Origin of the sequence: Salegentibacter sp. BDJ18 (assembly GCF_017579965.1) — a bacterium.
In the GTDB taxonomy this organism is placed as follows: domain Bacteria; phylum Bacteroidota; class Bacteroidia; order Flavobacteriales; family Flavobacteriaceae; genus Salegentibacter.
Genome location: NZ_JAFLQX010000002.1, coordinates 237181 through 256725, shown reverse-complemented (window position 1 = coordinate 256725; position 19545 = coordinate 237181). Strand labels below are relative to the sequence as shown.

General features: G+C 37.2%; 18 protein-coding genes. 11 read left to right on the top strand and 7 right to left on the bottom strand.

The window, feature by feature from the left end; all coding sequences use genetic code 11:
* The first annotated feature begins 242 nt into the window (after positions 1 to 242).
* Positions 243 to 863, top strand: a complete 621-nt coding sequence (locus tag J0871_RS01870; RefSeq protein ID WP_208222974.1) for a DUF4403 family protein — start codon at positions 243 to 245, stop codon at positions 861 to 863.
* On the opposite strand, the gene murF is transcribed toward J0871_RS01870, so the two are convergent.
* Positions 853 to 2151: a UDP-N-acetylmuramoyl-tripeptide--D-alanyl-D-alanine ligase gene (gene murF / locus J0871_RS01865; RefSeq protein ID WP_208222972.1), complete on the bottom strand. Its 1299-nt coding sequence runs from the start codon at positions 2149 to 2151 to the stop codon at positions 853 to 855. The genes J0871_RS01870 and murF overlap by 11 nt on opposite strands.
* 114 nt (positions 2152 to 2265) lie before the next feature.
* Positions 2266 to 3951 (bottom strand): gliding motility lipoprotein GldJ, encoded by a 1686-nt coding sequence (gldJ, locus tag J0871_RS01860; protein WP_208222971.1) that lies wholly within the window; start codon positions 3949 to 3951, stop codon positions 2266 to 2268.
* A 438-nt stretch (positions 3952 to 4389) separates the two neighbouring features.
* On the opposite strand from gldJ, the gene porV reads away from it, so the two are divergent.
* The 9 genes from porV (at position 4390) to J0871_RS01815 (ending at position 13751) form a co-directional block, all read left to right on the top strand.
* The gene (gene porV / locus J0871_RS01855) at positions 4390 to 5544 is read left to right on the top strand and encodes a type IX secretion system outer membrane channel protein PorV (protein WP_208223167.1); all 1155 of its coding nucleotides are present in this window, start codon (positions 4390 to 4392) and stop codon (positions 5542 to 5544) included.
* Between the two features lie 72 nt (positions 5545 to 5616).
* Positions 5617 to 6099 (top strand): cytidine deaminase, encoded by a 483-nt coding sequence (gene cdd, locus J0871_RS01850; protein ID WP_208222970.1) that lies wholly within the window; start codon positions 5617 to 5619, stop codon positions 6097 to 6099.
* Between the two features lie 107 nt (positions 6100 to 6206).
* Complete coding sequence (gene pdhA / locus J0871_RS01845) at positions 6207 to 7208, top strand: pyruvate dehydrogenase (acetyl-transferring) E1 component subunit alpha (RefSeq protein WP_075324993.1); 1002 nt, start codon at positions 6207 to 6209, stop codon at positions 7206 to 7208.
* A 3-nt stretch (positions 7209 to 7211) separates the two neighbouring features.
* Positions 7212 to 8876 carry a pyruvate dehydrogenase complex dihydrolipoamide acetyltransferase gene (locus J0871_RS01840; RefSeq protein ID WP_208222969.1) on the top strand — a complete coding sequence of 555 codons (1665 nt, stop codon included), beginning with the start codon at positions 7212 to 7214 and terminating at the stop codon, positions 8874 to 8876.
* Positions 8877 to 8945: 69 nt separating this feature from the next.
* Positions 8946 to 9929, top strand: coding sequence for a M20/M25/M40 family metallo-hydrolase (locus J0871_RS01835; RefSeq protein ID WP_208222967.1), 984 nt, complete (start codon positions 8946 to 8948; stop codon positions 9927 to 9929).
* The gene (locus tag J0871_RS01830) at positions 9926 to 10606 is read left to right on the top strand and encodes an SDR family oxidoreductase (protein ID WP_208222965.1); all 681 of its coding nucleotides are present in this window, start codon (positions 9926 to 9928) and stop codon (positions 10604 to 10606) included. Before J0871_RS01835 ends, J0871_RS01830 begins: the two co-directional genes overlap by 4 nt.
* Positions 10607 to 10609: 3 nt before the next feature.
* Positions 10610 to 11209 carry a SprT-like domain-containing protein gene (locus J0871_RS01825; protein ID WP_079712918.1) on the top strand — a complete coding sequence of 200 codons (600 nt, stop codon included), beginning with the start codon at positions 10610 to 10612 and terminating at the stop codon, positions 11207 to 11209.
* A gap of 10 nt (positions 11210 to 11219) precedes the next feature.
* A complete protein-coding gene (locus J0871_RS01820) occupies positions 11220 to 12302 on the top strand; it encodes a mannose-1-phosphate guanylyltransferase (RefSeq protein ID WP_208222963.1) in 1083 nt (360 codons plus the stop codon).
* Positions 12303 to 12308: 6 nt separating this feature from the next.
* The gene (locus J0871_RS01815; protein WP_075324987.1) at positions 12309 to 13751 is read left to right on the top strand and encodes a DUF389 domain-containing protein; all 1443 of its coding nucleotides are present in this window, start codon (positions 12309 to 12311) and stop codon (positions 13749 to 13751) included.
* On the opposite strand, the gene J0871_RS01810 is transcribed toward J0871_RS01815, so the two are convergent.
* Together J0871_RS01810 and J0871_RS01805 are read right to left on the bottom strand one after the other, a co-directional pair.
* Positions 13748 to 14512, bottom strand: coding sequence for an ATP-binding cassette domain-containing protein (locus J0871_RS01810; RefSeq protein ID WP_075324986.1), 765 nt, complete (start codon positions 14510 to 14512; stop codon positions 13748 to 13750). The genes J0871_RS01815 and J0871_RS01810 overlap by 4 nt on opposite strands.
* Positions 14512 to 15249: an ABC transporter permease gene (locus J0871_RS01805; RefSeq protein WP_075324985.1), complete on the bottom strand. Its 738-nt coding sequence runs from the start codon at positions 15247 to 15249 to the stop codon at positions 14512 to 14514. Before J0871_RS01805 ends, J0871_RS01810 begins: the two co-directional genes overlap by 1 nt.
* 117 nt (positions 15250 to 15366) lie before the next feature.
* Here J0871_RS01805 and pafA point away from each other — a divergent pair, with 117 nt between their 5' ends.
* Entirely contained in the window at positions 15367 to 17022 is a 1656-nt protein-coding gene (pafA, locus tag J0871_RS01800; protein ID WP_208222961.1) for an alkaline phosphatase PafA, read from the top strand.
* On the opposite strand, the gene J0871_RS01795 is transcribed toward pafA, so the two are convergent.
* Genes J0871_RS01795 through J0871_RS01785 form a run of 3 tightly spaced genes read right to left on the bottom strand, consistent with a single transcriptional unit; the run spans position 17014 to position 19481 of the window.
* Positions 17014 to 17862 (bottom strand): glycosyltransferase family 2 protein, encoded by an 849-nt coding sequence (locus J0871_RS01795; RefSeq protein WP_208222959.1) that lies wholly within the window; start codon positions 17860 to 17862, stop codon positions 17014 to 17016. The two genes, pafA and J0871_RS01795, sit on opposite strands and share 9 nt — an antisense overlap.
* Before the next feature lie 38 nt (positions 17863 to 17900).
* Positions 17901 to 18422, bottom strand: a complete 522-nt coding sequence (locus tag J0871_RS01790; RefSeq protein WP_208222957.1) for a methyltransferase — start codon at positions 18420 to 18422, stop codon at positions 17901 to 17903.
* Positions 18423 to 19481, bottom strand: a complete 1059-nt coding sequence (locus tag J0871_RS01785) for a ketoacyl-ACP synthase III (RefSeq protein WP_208222955.1) — start codon at positions 19479 to 19481, stop codon at positions 18423 to 18425.
* Between the last annotated feature and the right edge of the window lie 64 nt (positions 19482 to 19545).

Here is a 19545-nt window from a genome sequence, read left to right as displayed (position 1 = left end):
AATTCCCTTAAGCTGAATGAAAATTAAAATGAAATTTGAAGGAATTTTATACGGAATATGGTTTTTTATTTCTTCGGTTTCTCTTACTTCTTAAGCAAGTTTTAAATACTCCGCGGTGCGCTATTTTTAATTGAAAGATCTTTCCTGTCTTTAAATTTAACTGCGTTTTCAGAATATTTCAGCAGAAAAAACTTAAGTTGTATCTATGGTAATACCATACTAACTAAACTGAAAATTTACTCATGGATAAGCTTTTTGATGAAGATAATATTAAACTCAATTTGCCGGTAAAAATTAGCTACCGGGTTTTAGAAGATGTACTTCAGGAAAAATTAGTGGGAGAGCAAATAGGAATGGAAGATTCTAAAGGCACGGTAAAAAATTATGCCGAGGTATTGGGCGCCAATCTAGGTAAAAGTCAGGAGCCCAATTTTGATCTTACCCTCACTTTAAGACTGAAAACACTCACCACACTTTTTAAAAATAAGGTGGTTACTTTGTTAGTCCATTTAAGACTGGGATTTGATGAAGTAGAGCAGGTGGTAGATGTAGAAGAGTACGAACTGGAAGGCCAAAGTAAAAGTTGGCTTATGGATAATTCTCTTGAAACCCTGGCCAATACTTTAATTTATAAAAAGATTAAAAATAAAATGAAACTGGATCTCAAACCACATATTAATGAACATCTTGGAAAAGCAAATAGAAAGCTGGGAGACGAAATGGAAGCTGCCCCGGGAGTATTCCTGTCAGGAAATGTAAACACGTTAAAAGTTGCCGAAATAATTCCCGGAGATAGCTTGTTGTTAATCCTTTTGGAAATTAGTGCCTATGGTTTTGTAAACGTAAAAGAGATTAAGCTTTAGGTTCAAAAACTTCAAGAATTTCTTCTAGCGCCATAGATCTGGATCCTTTTATTAAGATGCTGCAATTCTTTAATTCGGCCAGTTGTAGGTGCTTTTTAATATTTTCGGTATTCTCAAATTTTATAATGTTTGGCCTATTGGTAGTCGTTTTTTTGAACTGTTTACCTACAAGGTAAATTTCAGAAATATCAGCATTTTCAAGATAATTTACCACAACCTGGTGTTCGGTTTCTGAAGCCGCACCAAGTTCTCCCATATCACCCAAAACCACAATTTTAGTAGTATTGGTTTTTGAATGATTAAAGTGCTGTAATGCTGCCATCATACTGGTAGGATTAGCATTGTAAGCATCTAAATAGATCTTATTTGAATTTCGTTCTATTAATTGCGAACGGTTGTTGGAAGGAACATAACTTTCTATTGCCTCTTTTATCTCGTTAAAGGGAACTTTAAAATATAGACCAACACAGAGCGCAGCCGCCATATTCTTTGCATTGTAACTTCCGCTTAATTGACTTTTAAACTTAGTATCGTTAAAGATTAACTCAGCAGAATCAGAGGAATCGGGATAATCTACCTTTACCTGGGCTTTTCTATTATTTCCGAAGCTAAAAGTATGTTTATAATTTATTTCTAACCTTTGCACTTCATCGTCAAGGTTTAAAAATATCAATTTCTTGTTATCTTTTAGGTGTCTGTATAATTCGGTTTTTGCCTGTATCACACCAGCTAAGCTTCCAAAACCTTCAAGATGTGCTTTTCCAAAGTTGGTGATAAGTCCATAATCTGGCATCGCAATATTAGAGAGAAATTCTATTTCGCCGGGATGGTTAGCTCCCATTTCTATTAATCCAATCTCCGTTTCTTCATCCATTGCCAGTAGGCTAAGTGGCACTCCAATATGATTATTTAAATTCCCCTGGGTTGCGGTAACAGCATATTTTTTTGAAAGTACATTGTATAGAAGTTCCTTGGTGGTAGTTTTTCCGTTACTTCCTGTAATACCTATAATTGGAATACTTAAAAATTTTCGGTGAAATTTAGCGAGGTTTTGAAGCGCCTCCAGGGTGTTTTTTACAACTATGTACTCTTTATCATTTAGCGCGGCTTCCTTATTATCTACAATGGCGCAAATAGCTCCTTTAGCAATTGCCTGTGCTGCAAATTCGTTGCCGTTAAAATTTGCTCCTTTTAAAGCGAAGAAAATGCTTCCGGGTTCAATATTTCGGGTATCGGTAGAAATTCCTGTGCTTACCAGGAATCTTTGATGAATTAATGCTGTTTTCATATTTAGCGTTTTCTAAGTCTGAAATTAAGTTATTTCAGGGCTTCAAAATTAAAGCTATAAAAAAAGCCCTAAACAAATAGGGCTTTTATCATAATTTTTAGAAGATTAGAATTTCTAATTTCTTGCTTTTTTATTGTCATCCAAAGATTTTGAACCAACTCTGGACATTGCATTTCTAAATCCAATATAGTCGGTCGCCATATCTTGTGGGAAATATCTACGTTGTGCTGGGTCTAGCCAGTAAGCACGATCTCTCCATGAACCCCCTTTGTAAACTCTAACTTCGTCACTAATAAGAGTAGTCCTGTCTGCAGTGTCATATCCACGTCTTGTTCCCGTAGTATCTGTAGTATTTGCTACATTATAAGTTGGGGAGTTATACATACGTTCAGATTCTTCGTCTGCTTGCTGAAATGACTGATAATAACGGCTAGAGCTTTTATCACCATCTCTAAAATTACGCTGATCACTATCGGTATAGTTGGTGCGCATATAAGTATCTTCTTCGGTAACTGGTATTTGAGCAATGTCTCCCGGGTAAGATCTGGCAACCAGTCTACCGGTAGCGAGAGTATCAAATTCAATTTCTTCTACACCAACTACTTTTACAGAACCGTCTTCGTTAATAGCGTGTTTTGTATAAACATTCCCTCTATAGTAGTTGAAATCGTTAAATTCATCATCAACTATTGGTCGGTATACATCGGCAACCCATTCGGCTACGTTACCGGCCATATCATAAAGACCAAAATCGTTAGGTTCGTAAGATTTTACTTCAGCAGTAATATCGGCGCCATCATCGCTCCAACCTGCAATTCCTCCATAATCTCCGGCACCTTGCTTAAAGTTAGCTAATTGGTCTCCCTGTCTTTTTACATCACCAGAACGGGTATATTGACCATCCCACGGATATTTTTTTCTTCCTCTGTAAACATTATAATCTCTAATTCCTACTAAAGCAGAGGCGGCATATTCCCACTCAACTTCAGTTGGCAAACGATACTCGGGAAGTAAAATTCCGTCTTTACGCTGTACATAAGTTTGCCCACCAAGAGCATTTCCTTCTGTATCAGTATTTTGATTATCTATCATGTCCTGAGATGCATCTCCTCCCTGGCTTATTTCGGTATTTCCGCCGTATGCCTGGCTTGGTGCGTTTAAGTAGGTTTCGGTATTAAAAGTGGTTCCGGCTTGAACATCGGTATAACGGGCTCCTTCTTTAGTGTAACCGGCTTCTTCCAGTAATAATTCGTTTACCCTATCGGTTCTCCATTTACTAAATTCAACAGCTTGTACCCAACTTACTCCAACTACAGGATAATTTCCATAAGCAGGATGACGTAAATAGTTGTTTACCATTGTTTCGTTAAATCCTAATCTATTTCTCCAAACAAGGGTATCTGGTACTGCACCATTATAAATATTTCTGAAATTTTCCTGGGTAGGAGGGAAAACTTTTTTCAGCCAGTCCAGGTATTCCATATACATCATATTGGTAACCTCTGTCTCGTCCATATAAAAGGACTGCACGTGTTGCTGGGTAGGAGTATTGTTCCAATCGTGCATAACATCGTCCTGCACCTGCCCCATAGTAAAGGTTCCTCCTTCAACAAAAACCAGCCCCGGGCCGGCTTCCTGTTCCTTATAATCTGTGTTATATTGAAATCCGCCTTCATCTGAATTAATGTCCCATCCAGTAGCTCTGGAGTTGTCTTCATAGTCCCGGGAATTATTACAGCTTAGTAAACCAACGCCAAGAACGAGGGTTAAAAAGGCTCTAAAAGCAATATTGATTCTCATATTCATCATCTCTTTTGGTAGAAATATTAGGCTTTGCAATATAGTAATTAACGCTAAAAGTACAAGTTTATTTTATGTTCTCTCAAAGGCTTTGGTTTTCTTTAAAACCCTGATGTCCTTAGCACTTAGGCTAGACAAAGCTCTTTTTGATTTCCTGTGTACCGTTAATTTTTGCTCCCGGTAAAGCAGGAAGCAGCAAAATTAATTGTTTTTTATTTAACTGAAGGTTACTGTACTTAAAAAAGTAGCTAAAATTCAAAACGTACAATATTTTACCTATTTTAAAGTTGTGATAGACCTACTCTATTTACTTTTATAAGTTTTATTATTCCAGATAAACTTCTGGCCTTGTTTTAATCTGCCTTTAGAATTATTTAAACTTAAGGTCTTTTCTTAACAAGATTATTAGTATATATTTGTTAATCATTAATTAATATGATGAAAAAAATTACAATCTTATTGCTCGGGTTAATTTTAAGCTCTCAATTTAAAATGACAGCCCAGGAAGAAAGGGATAGAGTTATAACAACCGCAGTCCCTTTTTTACTAGTAGCTGCTGATGCACGGGCGGCTGGAATGGGAGACCAGGGAGTAGCAACATCGGCTGATGTTTTTTCCCAGCAATGGAACCCGGCGAAATATGCTTTCGCTACCAGTGAACACGGGATAGGGGTTTCTTATACACCATACTTAAGTGATATTGTTAGTGATATCTTTCTTGGGAATATTAGTTATTACCATAGAATTAATGAAAGGAGTGCCGTTGCTTCAAGTTTAAGATATTTTAGCCTGGGTAGTATAGAACGTAGGGCAAGTTTTGAACAGGCTCCTTTAGTAGTTAATCCAAATGAACTTACCTTTGATGTTTCTTATTCTTTGCGCCTAAGTGATAATATTTCTATGGCAGTAGCCGGGCGTTACTTGCATTCAGATCTTGGCTTGCAGGACGAAGAAGATTTAGGTGCGGCTAATAGCTTTGGGGTAGATGTGGCAGCATATTACCAGAGTAATCAAATGGTTTTTTCAAGTTTTAACGGAGTTTGGAAAGCTGGGGCAAATATTTCTAATATTGGCCCTAAGATGAAATATGAAGATGCAGGGCAGGAAAATTTTATCCCAACAAATTTTAAAGTAGGAACCGGTTTCGACTTTATTTTTGATATAGAAAATCGTTTAGGTGCTTATATTGAATTCAATAAACTTTTAGTGCCCACGCCAAGAGATTTTAATGATGATGGAGAAATTGATGCTGAAGATGATGCCGATTATAATGATATAGGTGCTATAGAAGGAATTTTTACTTCCTGGGGCGATGCGCCGGGTGGTTTTGGAGAGGAGCTTCGTGAAGTAACCTGGGCGCTTGGCGCCGAATATATGTATCGCGAGGCTTTTGCATTTAGAGCGGGGTATTTTAGTGAAAGTCTTACCAAAGGTTCCAGGAGATTTGCTTCTTTTGGCGCAGGTTTTAAATATGAGCAGGTAAACATAGATATTTCTTATTTATTCTCTACCTCGCCGGTACCAAGTCCGTTGGAGGGAACCCTTCGTTTTGGGTTAACTTTTAATTTTGGAGACCAATTCCCTGTCTATTAAATTATATTTCAGTTAATTTAATATTTGCAGCTTAGCAGGTTTCTATTATCTTTCCCTTCCAATAATTTTTATATGAAGCCATTAAAAGTTACCTCAAACTTTGAGGTCTATAATTCTGTTGAAGAACTTCCGCAGGTTATTCAGAGTTTGATGAAAACAGCCGTAGATGCCCGGGATAAAGCCTATGCGCCTTATTCGCAATTTAAGGTAGGCGCTGCTATAGCATTAAATAATAATGAAGTTGTTACCGGAAGCAATCAGGAAAATGCTTCTTATCCTTCAGGTTTATGTGCCGAACGTACCGCAATTTACTACGCAGGTGCCGCTTTTCCCGAAGCTCAAATTCAAAACATTGCCATTTCAGCTAAATCTATGAAGCACTTGGTAGAAGCTCCCGTTCCGCCTTGCGGGGCTTGCAGGCAGGCGCTGGTAGAATATGAAGTTAAACAGGAAACCGATATTGCGGTCTATTTTATGGGTGAGACCGGTAAGGTGATGAAAGCAAATTCTATAAAAGATTTACTACCTTTAATCTTTGAGAATTCGGTCTTATAACGTTTTCGTTATTTTTGCTTAAAAACTGTTTTCCATTCTTATTGAAAATAGTATTTTTGTTATCCGCTTGACAAACCCATCTGTCTGGCCTAAAATTAATAAGTTAAATGAAGAAAGTAACAAAAGCCACGTATTTAAAGTGGTACGAGGATATGCTGTTTTGGCGTAAATTTGAAGATAAACTTGCGCAAGTTTACATTCAGCAGAAAGTAAGAGGTTTTTTGCATTTGTATAATGGGCAGGAAGCTATCCTGGCTGGTGCCCTTCATGTGATGGACCTGGAAAAGGATAAAATGATTACCGCTTATCGTAACCACGTGCAGCCAATTGGTTTGGGAGTAGATCCTAAACGAGTAATGGCAGAACTTTACGGAAAAGCTACAGGAACTTCTCAAGGTCTTGGTGGTTCTATGCATATTTTCTCTAAAGAACATAACTTTTATGGAGGTCACGGTATTGTTGGAGGTCAAATTCCACTTGGTGCCGGTCTTGCATTTGCAGATAAATACTTTAAGCGTGATGCAGTAACTCTTACCTTTTTAGGAGATGGTGCTGCAAGACAGGGGTCTCTTCATGAAACTTTAAATATGGCCGTAAAATGGAATTTACCGGTTGTATTTTGTGTAGAGAATAACGGGTATGCAATGGGAACTTCTGTAGCCAGAACTTCTAAAGGAACAGATATCTGGAAACTTGGTAATGGTTACGAAATGCCTTGTGGGCCTGTAGATGCTATGGATCCTGTTAAGGTTGCTGAAGCTTTAGACGAAGCCATAAAAAGAGCCAGAAAAGGGGACGGACCAACATTTTTAGAAATGAAAACCTACCGTTACCGTGGTCACTCTATGAGTGATGCTCAAAAATATAGAACAAAAGAGGAAGTTGCAGAATATCAGGAATTAGATCCAATCACTACGGTGTTGAATATAATTAAGGATAAAAAGTATGCTTCTGAAGATGAAATAAAGAAAATCAACAAACGCGTTAAAGATAAAGTATCTGAATGTGAGAAATTTGCTGAAGAGTCAGATTTCCCAGAAAAGAACGTGATGTATGATGTTGTTTACGAACAGAAAGATTATCCGTTTTTAGCACATAAACCTCAGTAAATTATGGCAGAAGTAATTAATATGCCGCGTTTGAGCGATACCATGGAAGAAGGTGTTGTTGCGAAGTGGCTAAAGCAAAAAGGTGATAAAGTTGAAGAAGGAGATATCCTTGCAGAGATAGAAACCGATAAAGCTACCATGGAGTTTGAATCTTTTTACGAAGGGACCCTGCTTCATATTGGTATCGAAGAAGGCGAAACTGCTCCTGTAGATACTTTGCTTGCTATTATTGGTGAGGAAGGCGAAGATATTTCTGATTTACTGAAAGGTGACGGAGATTCTAAAAAGGACGAGAAAAAAGATAAAGAAGAAGATAAGTCAGATTCTGATGAAGAGGAAGACGAGGGCGAAGACGAAGCTGAAAGTGATGGCGATAGCGACGATGGGGGAATCCCTGAAGGCGTAGAAATTATTACTATGCCTCGTTTGAGCGATACCATGGAAGAAGGTACTGTTGCTTCCTGGTTGAAAAAAGAAGGCGATAAAGTAGAAGAAGGAGATATTCTTGCCGAAATCGAAACCGATAAGGCTACCATGGAATTCGAATCTTTTTACGAAGGGACTTTGCTTAAAATAGGTCTTGAAGAAGGCGAAACAGCAAAAGTAGACAGTCTTCTTGCTATTATAGGACCAGAAGGAACAGATGTTTCTAATGTTTCAGTAGACGGAAAGTCTAAAAAGAAATCTTCAGAAAAATCAGAGAAGAAAGAAGATAAATCTGAAGAAAAAGAAGAAAGCAAATCTTCAGAAAAGAAAACTTCAGATTCTACAAAAGATGGTGGAAGAATTTTCGCTTCCCCGCTTGCCAAAAAAATGGCAGAAGATAAAGGTATAGATCTTTCAGATGTTAAAGGAAGCGGCGGCAATGGCCGTATCGTGAAAAAAGACATTGAAGATTATAAACCTTCAGAAAAACCTGCTGCTGCAAAAGAAGAAAGTAAAGGAGACGCAGCTGCTGCCCCACAACCTTATGTGCCAGCAGGAGAAGAAAGCTTTGAAGAGATTAAAAACTCTCAAATGCGTAAAACCATAGCGAAGAGACTTGGAGAATCTAAGTTTAACGCACCGCATTACTACCTAACCATAGAGGTAGATATGAGTAATGCAATGGCTTCACGTAAGCAGATTAATGAAATGCCAGATGTTAAAGTATCTTTTAACGATATGGTAATTAAGGCAAGTGCAATGGCGCTTCGTAAGCACCCACAGGTAAATAGCCAGTGGACAGGTGAATCTATGAAAATCGCTAAGCACATTCATATGGGTGTTGCAGTGGCCGTAGAAGAAGGTCTTGTTGTTCCTGTTCTTAAATTTGCCGATCAAATGTCTATGACCCAAATTGGGAATAATGTAAAAGACGTTGCCGGTAAAGCGAGAAACAAGAAATTACAGCCAAAAGATATGGAAGGTAGTACCTTTACCGTGTCTAACCTGGGAATGTTTGGGATAGTTGAATTCACCAGTATTATTAACCAGCCAAACTCGGCAATTCTTTCGGTAGGAACTATTGTTGAAAAACCGGTGGTTAAAAATGGTGAAATTGTAGTAGGAAATACTATGAAACTAACCCTTGCCTGCGATCATAGAACAGTAGACGGTGCAACCGGTGCTGCTTTCTTAAAAACGCTTAAAACTTATATGGAAAACCCGGTAACTATGTTAGCATAATCCCGGTTTTTAAAAATAACTAATTATTAAAATCCCGCAGCTTTGCGGGATTTTTTTATCTTTAACGGTATGAGAAAAATTACACTTAGTTTCACTTTGTTAGCCGCAATTCTGCTAATTTCTTCCTGCGGAAATTCACAATCTGCTACCACTTCAAAAGAAGTAAAAACCAGTTTAAATACTAATGTTCAACAAGCTGAAGTTGAAGAATTACTGAATTATTTATCTTCAAATGAATTAAAAGGAAGGGAAACCGGTACAGAAGGAATTGAACTCGCCGCGCAAAAAATTGAAGGCATTTTTGAAGAAAATGGGATTCAAAAATATTTCGACACATATCGGCACAATTTTGAAATAAAGGGTGTTGAAGGATTTAATGTGGTTGGAATGTTGGAAGGAAACGATCCTAAGCTTAAAGATGAATTTATTATTCTTGGTGCACATTACGACCATATAGGAATCCAGGAGCCGGTAGAAGGAGATTCTATAGCTAATGGCGCGAACGATAATGCTGCGGGAACTGTTGCCGTGGTAGAATTAGCTAAGAAATTTGCCGAAATAGATGATAATAAGCGAAGCATTATGTTCGTATTATTTTCTGCGGAAGAAATGGGACTTGTAGGAGCAAGAAAAATAGCGCAACAACTTAAGGAAGATAAGCTTGATCTTTATACTTTATTCAATTTTGAAATGATTGGTATACCTATGCACAATAAAGATTATATAGGTTATCTCACCGGTTACGAAAACTCTAATTTTGCCGAAAAATTCAATGAATATTCAGGTGAAAAAGTGCTTGGATTTTTGCCACAGGCTAAAGAATATAATTTATTTAAACGAAGCGATAATTACCCATTTTTTGAAGAATTCAACGTGCCGGCACAAACAATTTCAACATTCGATTTTACTAATTACGATTACTATCATCACGTTGCTGATGAAGCAGAAAAGCTTGATGTTGCGCATATGACCAATGTGATTGAAAGCGTAATTCCCGGAATTTTGAAAATGGCAAATACACCCGAGAAAGAAATAAAACTGATTAAAAAATGAAACATATTGTCATAACAGGAACCAGCCGTGGAATGGGCTACGAAATGGTAAAGTTTTTTGCCGAAAAAGGGCATAAAGTACTGGCGCTTTCCCGAAACGACAAGCCGGTTTCTGAATTAAACCTGGACAACGTAACCACTTTTTCCTGCGATATTTCAAAGCCAGAAGATCTTGAAAAAGTTTCAGCATTTATCGATGCAAAATGGGAAAATGTTGATGTTCTTATTAACAACGCAGGGGCACTTATCAATAAACCTTTTGAAAAAATTTCAGCAGAAGAATTTCAGAAAATATATAGTACAAATGTTTTTGGGGTTATCGGTTTAATTCAAAATTTATTGCCCTTTATGAAGAAAGACTCACACGTGGTAAATATTAGTACTATGGGAGGTGTACAGGGCAGTGTTAAATTTCCGGGGCTTTCGGCTTATAGTTCCAGTAAAGCCGCAATAATTACTTTAACCGAGCTTTTAGCTGAAGAATATAAAGAAAATGGGCCTTCTTTTAATGTTTTAGCATTAGGAGCTGTGCAAACCGAAATGCTGGAAGAGGCATTTCCCGGGTTGGAAGTTCCACTTTCAGCCAGAGATATGGCAGAATATATTGCCAATTTTGGCCTCACAGGGCATAAATATTATAATGGTAAATTGCTCCAGGTATCTAACAGTACTCCGTAGCCAATGAGAGAAATTCTTGAAAGATATATTCCTGAACGAGCGGTTCCCCCGGTTTTTGAAATGATTAAAGCCAATAATGTTCATTTAAAAATTGTAAATGAACGTAAAACAAGACACGGCGATTACCGCAGAATGCCCAATGGTGCTCAGCAAATTACGGTAAATGCCAATTTAAATAAATACCGGTTTTTAATTACTTTGGTTCACGAAATTGCCCATTTACTGGCTTTTGAAAAGTTCGGCAGGCAAATAAAACCACACGGGCAGGAATGGAAATTTACTTTCAGGGAATTAATGTTGCCATTTATAAGACCAGAAATTTTTCCGTCAGGATTGCTTCCGGTAATTGCGCAGCATTTTAGAAATCCTAAAGCCAGTAGCGATACCGATGCAAAATTATCGGTAGCGCTTAAAAGTTTTGATCCTGAGAACGATAAAAACTATATTTTTGAAATTCCGTTTGGAGGAATTTTTCGAATTTATAACGGGAAAACTTTTAAAAAAGGGGAAAGAAGAATAAAACGCTACGAATGTCTGGAAGTAGATACGGGTAAAGTTTATTTGTTTCAGCCCAATGCAGAAGTGGAGTTGCTAAAAAATTAATTCCTTTTTTATGAAAAACACAAATCACTACGCAATATTAATGGCCGGCGGGATTGGTTCCCGTTTCTGGCCGGTAAGTACTTCCAAATACCCTAAACAATTTCAGGATATTTTAGGTGCTGGTTCAACGCTTATTCAAACTACTTTTCATCGCTTAGCGAAGCTTATGCCTGTAGAGAATATAATTATTCTCACGCATAAGGAATATAAAGGTGTTGTAAAAGAACAGTTGCCACGGGTTAAAGATGAACAAATTGTTCTGGAGCCAGAGATGAGAAATACAGCTCCAAGTATTTTACTTGGCGCTTTAAAAATTAAAAAGAAGAATAAAGATGCGCTAATTTTGGTTGCGCCCAGTGATCACTGGATTCAGGGCGATTTAGAGTTTCAGGAAAATATAGAAGAAGCTTTTCAAATTGTTGCTGAAGATGATAAATTAATAACACTGGGAATTGAGCCTACTTTTCCTAATACCGGTTACGGTTATATTAAGTATAACGAGGAAGAAGGAAATGGCGCTAAACCGGTTTTAAAGTTTACCGAAAAGCCTACTTTTAAAAAGGCTGAAACATTTCTCAAAGAAGGGAATTATGCCTGGAATGCCGGTATTTTTATATGGAGTGCCGAATTTATTGTAAAAAGTTTTAAAGAACATCAACCAGAAACTTTTAGGCTTTTTGAGGCCGGAAACGATGTTTATAACACTAATGAAGAGCAGCAGTTTTTGGATGAAAATTATCACAAAGCACAAAATGTTTCTATAGATTACGCTATTATGGAGAAATCTGATAGCGTATTTGTGATTCCTGCCAAATTTAAATGGAACGATTTAGGCACCTGGAAATCCCTGGAAGATGAATTACCGCAAGATGAGCATAATAATACCATTGTGAACGGCCGACTTTTACCATTTGAATCCACCGGGAATATTATTAAAACTCAGAATAATAAAGCAGTAGTTTTGGAAGGGCTTAATGACTTTGTGGTGGTAGAGAATGATGCCGTTTTATTAATCTTCCCCAAGGAAAAAATACAGGATATTAAGGAAATTAGAGAAAAGGCTATAGAGAAATTTGGAGAAGATTTAGGTTAAGTATATATGGAGAATAATCAGAAACCTGAAAATAATCAAAACCTTGCTTCACAGGAAAACTCTGAAGATTTGGGTAAAAGTGCCAAGGGGATTTGGCAAAATATAAAAGCGCTTGTAAAAGAACTTCTTGAAATTCGGCACGATACCGATAGGGAATCTACTGTTGAAGCGGTAAAAAAAGATATTTCTTTTAAAGGTCACAATGCCTGGATTCTTATATTTTCAATATTTGTGGCTTCTGTAGGCCTTAATGTAAGTAGTACGGCGGTTGTTATTGGAGCGATGCTTATCTCTCCTCTAATGGGTCCTATTGTGGGCGTGGGAATGTCTGTAGCCATAAACGATGTACTTACCCTTAGAAAATCTTTTATCAACCTTGGTTTAATGGTTGGCTTAAGTGTACTTACCGCCTATATTTATTTTCTTGTTTCTCCCGTTAAAACCGAGACTCCTGAACTTATTGCGAGAACTTACCCTACAATTCTGGACGTCCTGGTGGCAATCTTTGGTGGTTTGGCGTTAATTGTAGCTAAAACCAAAAAAGGAACTATTGCAAGTGTAATTCTAGGGGTTGCTATAGCCACAGCACTTATGCCGCCACTTTGCACCGTAGGTTATGGGTTGGCTATTGGTAACTGGTCTTATGCCGGTGGTGCTTTGTACCTATTCTCAATTAACGCGGTATTTATTGCGCTTTCCACCTTTGTAGTAACTAAAGTGCTTGGTTTTCCTTTAGTAAAATATGTAAATAGTAAAAAACGCCGAAGAACGGCGCAAATAGCTTCTACTATTGCTGTAATTGTTATGATTCCCAGTGTGATTTTGTTTGTTTTCTTACTTCAGGAACAATTATTTGAAACCAAAGCTAAAGAGTTTATCGCTACTGTTATGAGATATGATGGTACTGAAACTATTAAATCTTCGTACGATTATAATGAAAAAAGTATTGAAGTTTATCTTATTGGAAACCGGGTGCCGCAGGCTACAATTTCTACCTGGCAGCAGCAAATAGACGATATTGAGGCTTTAAAAGAAACTGAATTAATAGTACACCAGGGAGCAGATCCCACTGGTAATATAGATCAGCTTTCTACTCAGGTTAGGAGCGGAATCCTGGAAGATCTTTATATTAAAAACCAGGAGTTAATTGAAGATAAAGATGAAAAAATAGCACTTTTAGAAAAAGAAATTTCCAGGTATCGGGGCGACGGATTTTCATTTAGTGATTTAAGTCAGGAAGCAAAAATAAATTATGACGGAATAGACGAGTTAGGCTATTCTAATTTGATTACTACTAATTTTGCAAAAACCGATACAATTCCCACTTTTACAGTAGGCTGGAAAGATAATTTAAATAACCGACAAATCACCGAGCAAAAGCAACGTTTTGAAAAGTGGTTAAAAGTGCGTTTAAAACTGGATACGCTGCAGGTAAAATCTGTTAATTAAAGGCCTTGTTGTTGTGCTTCTCTTACCTTCTGAAAAAGGTTAGAAGAATAAACAAAATCGGTGACGGTTTCATCATCGGTTTTAAATATTTGAGATTTATCACCTTTCCAGGCTAAAACCCCATCTTTTAGAAAGGCAATTTTTTCGCCTATTTCTAAAACCGAATTCATATCGTGAGTAATAATTATAGTGGTGATATTATATTCGTGCGTAATTTCCTGAATAAGATTATCTATTACCGTAGCAGTTTTGGGATCCAGCCCAGAGTTTGGTTCATCACAGAATAAATATTTTGGTCGGTTTACAATGGCCCGGGCAATAGAAACCCTTTTTTGCATTCCTCCACTAATTTCTGAAGGCATTTTTTTCTCAGACCCATCTAAATTTACACGTTTTAAAACCTCTCTTACACGCTCCAGGTTTTCTTTCTTTTTCTTTTTAGTAAACATTCTCAGCGGAAACATTACATTTTCTTCAACCGTCATAGAATCAAATAGTGCCCCGCCTTGAAAAACCATTCCTATTTGCTTACTAAGGTCTTTCTTTTCGTCTTCAGTAAATTCAGTATAAGGTTTCCCGTCGTATTTAATCACTCCTTTTTCAGGTGTAAATAAGCCTAGCATACATTTTAGAAGTACACTTTTTCCTGATCCAGATTCACCAATTATAAGGTTTGTTTTACTTTTATCGAAAGTAAAGTCTATCCCTTTTAAAACTTCCTCGCCATCAAATGCTTTATGTAAATTTTCAACTTCTATCATTAACTTAGTAATAATTGGGTTACTGCGTAATTTGTGATAATTATAACTACACTGGTCCACACAAAAGATGTGGTACTGGCTTCGCCAACTTCCAGCGCGCCACCTTTCATATAATAGCCATGATAAGCGGGAACTGTTGCCAAAATAAAGGCAAATAAGAATGTTTTAATAAATGCATACACCAGGTGAAACGGAATAAAGTCTTCCTGAAGTCCCTGTACAAACTGATCTGGTGGTACAAAACCACCAAAAACCGCTGCCGCATAAGCTCCAAAAACTCCTAAAAACATTGAAATAGCGATTACAAAAGGGTAAAAAAGCATTGCTATTATCTTAGGGAAAATAAGATAGTTTAAAGAATTAATACCCATTACTTCCAACGCATCAATTTGTTCGGTAACGTTCATAGAACCTATACTGGATGTAATATAAGAACCCACTTTCCCCGCCATAATTATAGAAATAAAGGTAGGTGCGAATTCCAGGATTATAGATTGCCTGGCCGCGTAGGCAATAAGCGTTTTGGGAATTAAAGGATTATTTAGATTTAAGGCTGTTTGCAAAGCAACTACAGCTCCAATAAAAAAGGATAAAAAAGCTACAATTCCCATGGAGCCAATAATCAGGTCATCTAATTCTTTAAGGATTAAACCTCTTAAAACCGAACCTTTGGTCATTCGGTGAAAAGTCCCTTTCAGCATTAAAAAATATTCCCCAATGGAGTGTAGATAGTTCATTAAGCAATTTTTGTAAAGCTAAAATACTAAAAAATTACTCCAAAGTATTTAACGTAGAATTAATCTTTAGCCTAATAAGTTTAGTATTTTTGGGCTACTTCTATAAAACAAAATATAATGAAGCGATTTACATTTTTATTATTGGTTACATTTTTGGCATTTCAGGGTTTTTCCCAGGAGAATGAAGAAGAAAAACCTAAACTGGTTGTAGGAATTGTGGTAGACCAAATGCGCTACGATTATCTTACGAGATTTTGGGACAGGTTTGGTGAAGACGGTTTCAAAAAATTGATAAATGATGGTTATAATTTTAAGAATAATCATTTTAATTATGTGCCTACTTATACCGGGCCGGGACACGCTTCGGTTTATACTGGAACCAGCCCAATGAATCACGGCATTATTGGTAACGGCTGGTACGATAAATTTATACACGAATCGGTTTATTGCGCAGGAGACGATTCTGTAGAGCCGGTTGGAACTGAAGATGATGCCGGGAAAATGTCTCCGCATAGAATGAAAACCACTACGGTAGCCGATGAAAACCGCTTGCATACTCAAATGCGCGGAAAAACAATTGGGGTTTCTATTAAAGATAGAGGGTCTATTCTTCCGGCAGGCCATACTGCAAACGCAGCTTATTGGTTTCATGGCTCTGATGAAGGGAAGTGGATTACCAGTTCATTTTATATGGAAGAACTACCGCAATGGGTAAAAGACTTTAATGATTCAGATAAAGTAGAGGCTTACCTGAAACCGTGGACTACTTTACATGATATTGAAAGCTATAACGAAAGCGGAAGTGATAAGAATAATTTTGAAGGTGGTTTTAGAGGAAAAGAAGATGCTACTTTTCCATACGACCTTGAGGAGTTGAGTGAAGAAAATGGTGGGTTTGATATCATTGAAAATTCATCTTATGGAAATGATATTACCCTGGAATTTGCTTTAGCGGCAATTGAAGCTGAAGAATTGGGACAGGATGTTGATACCGATTTCCTTACCCTAAGTTTTTCAAGTCCCGATAAGATAGGTCATAACTTTGGAGTGAATTCTAAAGAGATTCAGGATACTTATCTTAGGCTTGATAAAAATATAGCACAACTTTTAGAAGAATTAAATGCGAAAGTTGGCGAAGGTAATTATACAATTTTTTTAACCGCAGATCACGGTGGAGTAGATGTTCCTGCTTATCTTGAATCTGTAAATATACCGGCAGGATATTTTGAATCTGATGTATTTGAAGATAAACTTAAAGATTTTGTTTTAAAAGAATTTGATGAAGATGAACTTATAGAAAGTGTTTATAACAGCCAGATTTTCTTTAATTATGAAGTGATGGAAGAAGCCGAAATCAGCTCTTCAGAGTTACAGGCTAAATTGGCACATTATATTCTTCAGTTAGATCAAATAGATAAAGTGTATACCAGGGATCAGCTTAGCAGCGGTAGTTTTGTAACCGGTGCAGGCGCAGCTATTCAAAACGGATTTAATCAAAAGAGGAGTGGAGATTTGGTGTATGTTTTAGATCCTGCAACTATTGTATATTCCGAAACCGGTTCTACCCACGGTAGCGGATTGATGTACGATACCCACGCTCCTTTAATTTTCTACGGAAACGGAGTGAAGAAAGGCAGCACAACCCAAAGAACAGAAATTGTAGATATCGCACCAACGGTATCAGCAATTTTAGGAATCTCATTTCCAAATGGAACTACCGGAAAACCATTATACATGATGCTCGATGCTGAAGAAACTGAAATTTCAGAATAATTTCTCCTGCATTTTTTTCCAGCGTAAATTCTTTATAAAACGGCCTTCATCTTTATTTACAAGATAAGGTCGTTTTTCATTTTTAGCATATAGAAATCCGGTGATACAGTTAAGGAAAAAGCTGAAGTCTTTCTTTTTAAAGGCGAGTTTAGCTGAAGCTATAAAAGTGATCACAAAACCATACCTCAAGCTGTAAAAAGCTTCTCCCTGCTTATATTTTGAAGTTTTATTGTAGTTCTTCCCGGTAGGTTTAAGATGTTTTACTCTAAGGTTTTCATCGGTTTTTATTTCCCAGCCGTGGTACTGTGCAAGTAGTTCATCTACGGTATCCCAGCCCATAGCCGGTTTAAGGCCGTCAATATTTTTAAAACAGGCTTTACGATAAGCTTTTAACGCACCGCGAATATGATCTTTTCCTGTTAGATTTTCCAGGATCCACTCTCCATTTTTCTGAATTTCACAAAAACCACCAACCATACCGATTTTGGTATTTTCCTTAAAATGAAGGCTAATTTTCTCTAAATAATCCTTCGGAAAAATTAGATCGGCATCAAACTTACATACAATGTCAAAATCGTCGTCAAGTGTTTTAAAACCTAAATTAAAAGCCTTCACTACTTTGCTGCCGGGCAAATGCTTGCCTTCTGAAACATTTTTTACAAGTAAGATTTCGGGATGTTTTTCAGTGAATTCTGAGGCTATTTCCGGAGTTCTGTCAGTAGAGCCGTCATCTACCACTACAATTTTATCAGCCGGTTGACTTTGGTCGATTAAAGACTGAAGAGTTTCGCCAATAAATTCAGCTTCATTATATGCCGGAATAATAATATAGGTCTTCAAGTGGCGAAATTTAAAGGTTCTGCAAAGATTAATTTCGCTTAAATCCTTTCGGCATAAACCGCGTAATATCTAGGCGTGAAATATCTTAAAATTGGTCTAATTCCCAATTTGTTGACAGGATTGGTCCACTTTTTTCTGCTAATAATTTTCCATCCTGCTTTTTCTAAAAGCCAATCAAATTGCCAGTCTTCAAACTCGTGGTAATGCCGGTCGCGCATATCTGTTTTGCTTCGATAGGCGCTAGAAAACCACAATTTAAGCGGAACTGTGGCAACTAATTTATCGGCTTTAATATTTGATATGATGTTATAAGGAGAAACCAGGTGCTCAAAAATTTCGAATGCAGTTACCACATTATAAGCGGTAGTTTCTACGGCTGTAGTGTTTATGTCCAGATCTTCCCCTTCGGTATTTTGCACCTTGTAATTATGTTTTTCCATAATTTCTGAAAAAGGGTTTTTTACGCCTAAATCAAGAATTTTTTCAGGGGCGGGTACATTAGCTTCTAAAAATTCTAAAGTTTCCTTGTATCGTTTATTGGGGAAGCTGTTTTCGTACATCTAGTATTGGTAAACTATCGCATTCACATTCATCCCAGCACCAACGCTGGCGAACATCACCACATCTCCTTTTTCAAGTTGTTGATCGGCAATTTTATTTTTTACCACAAGATCGTAGAGCGTGGGAACGGTAGCCACACTGCTGTTACCTAACTCCTGAATGGTCATAGGCATTACCTTATCTGGAACTTCTTGTTTATGAAGTTTATAAAAGCGTTTTATAATCGCTTCGTCCATCTTCTCGTTAGCCTGGTGAATAAAGATCTTTTTAAGGTCTTTTATGTCTTTTCCGCTATTTTCCAGGCAGGTTTTCATCGCCCCGGGAACGTGCATCAGTGCAAATTCATATATCTTGCGGCCATTCATTTTAATATATCGTAGATCGTCTGGCGCTTCAGTTCGGTTAGATTTTCCGAAGTAAATATAATTTGCTTCATTAAAAGCATAAGTACCAGATTCGTGCGCGAGGATTCCACCTTCTTCTTCGGTTTCTTCTAAAACCACGGCTCCAGCACCATCAGAAAAAATCATAGAGTCACGGTCGTGTTTATCTACAACTCGAGATAGAGCTTCGGCACCAATTACCAAACATTTTTTTGCCATTCCGGCTTTAATAAATGCCTGTGCCTGTATCATTCCTTCAATCCAACCCGGGCAGCCAAAAAGTACATCGTAGCCAACACATTTTGGATTTTTAATCCGTAAATGATATTTCACGCGAGTAGCCATACTTGGTACGGTATCGCTCTGAATGCTTTCGTGTTTAACATCGCCATAATTATGGGCGACAATAATATAATCTAAGGTTTCGGGATCTGTATTAGAAGTTTCTAAAGCTTGCTGAGCCGCGATAACTGCCATATCTGAAGTGTTTAAATTCTCTTCAAGATAACGCCGTTCTTCAATTCCCGTTATGGCTTTAAATTTGGCAATTGTTGTTTTATTGTCTTGTGGAAATCCTGTTCCATCAAGGTTGAAAAATTCATGATTGTCAAAGTCAGCATTTGCGGTTATAACTTTAGGGATATAACTACCTGTGCCGGTAATTTTAATATTCATCTGACTTTTAAATTAAGATTAAACTTCCAATGTACTAATTACAAATATAATGAGCTTTAAACAA

What these genes read in the sequence shown, in the direction of transcription:
- pafA (WP_208222961.1), top strand. Translation starts at nt 15,367, where the DNA reads ATGAAGCGATTTACATTTTTATTATTGGTTACATTTTTGGCATTTCAG.
- murF (WP_208222972.1), bottom strand. Translation starts at nt 2,151, where the DNA reads ATGAAAACAGCATTAATTCATCAAAGATTCCTGGTAAGCACAGGAATT.
- J0871_RS01825 (WP_079712918.1), top strand. Translation starts at nt 10,610, where the DNA reads ATGAGAGAAATTCTTGAAAGATATATTCCTGAACGAGCGGTTCCCCCG.
- J0871_RS01810 (WP_075324986.1), bottom strand. Translation starts at nt 14,512, where the DNA reads ATGATAGAAGTTGAAAATTTACATAAAGCATTTGATGGCGAGGAAGTT.
- J0871_RS01840 (WP_208222969.1), top strand. Translation starts at nt 7,212, where the DNA reads ATGGCAGAAGTAATTAATATGCCGCGTTTGAGCGATACCATGGAAGAA.
- J0871_RS01790 (WP_208222957.1), bottom strand. Translation starts at nt 18,422, where the DNA reads ATGTACGAAAACAGCTTCCCCAATAAACGATACAAGGAAACTTTAGAA.
- J0871_RS01835 (WP_208222967.1), top strand. Translation starts at nt 8,946, where the DNA reads ATGAGAAAAATTACACTTAGTTTCACTTTGTTAGCCGCAATTCTGCTA.
- J0871_RS01785 (WP_208222955.1), bottom strand. Translation starts at nt 19,481, where the DNA reads ATGAATATTAAAATTACCGGCACAGGTAGTTATATCCCTAAAGTTATA.
- pdhA (WP_075324993.1), top strand. Translation starts at nt 6,207, where the DNA reads ATGAAGAAAGTAACAAAAGCCACGTATTTAAAGTGGTACGAGGATATG.
- gldJ (WP_208222971.1), bottom strand. Translation starts at nt 3,951, where the DNA reads ATGAGAATCAATATTGCTTTTAGAGCCTTTTTAACCCTCGTTCTTGGC.
- J0871_RS01870 (WP_208222974.1), top strand. Translation starts at nt 243, where the DNA reads ATGGATAAGCTTTTTGATGAAGATAATATTAAACTCAATTTGCCGGTA.
- J0871_RS01805 (WP_075324985.1), bottom strand. Translation starts at nt 15,249, where the DNA reads ATGAACTATCTACACTCCATTGGGGAATATTTTTTAATGCTGAAAGGG.
- cdd (WP_208222970.1), top strand. Translation starts at nt 5,617, where the DNA reads ATGAAGCCATTAAAAGTTACCTCAAACTTTGAGGTCTATAATTCTGTT.
- porV (WP_208223167.1), top strand. Translation starts at nt 4,390, where the DNA reads ATGAAAAAAATTACAATCTTATTGCTCGGGTTAATTTTAAGCTCTCAA.
- J0871_RS01830 (WP_208222965.1), top strand. Translation starts at nt 9,926, where the DNA reads ATGAAACATATTGTCATAACAGGAACCAGCCGTGGAATGGGCTACGAA.
- J0871_RS01820 (WP_208222963.1), top strand. Translation starts at nt 11,220, where the DNA reads ATGAAAAACACAAATCACTACGCAATATTAATGGCCGGCGGGATTGGT.
- J0871_RS01815 (WP_075324987.1), top strand. Translation starts at nt 12,309, where the DNA reads ATGGAGAATAATCAGAAACCTGAAAATAATCAAAACCTTGCTTCACAG.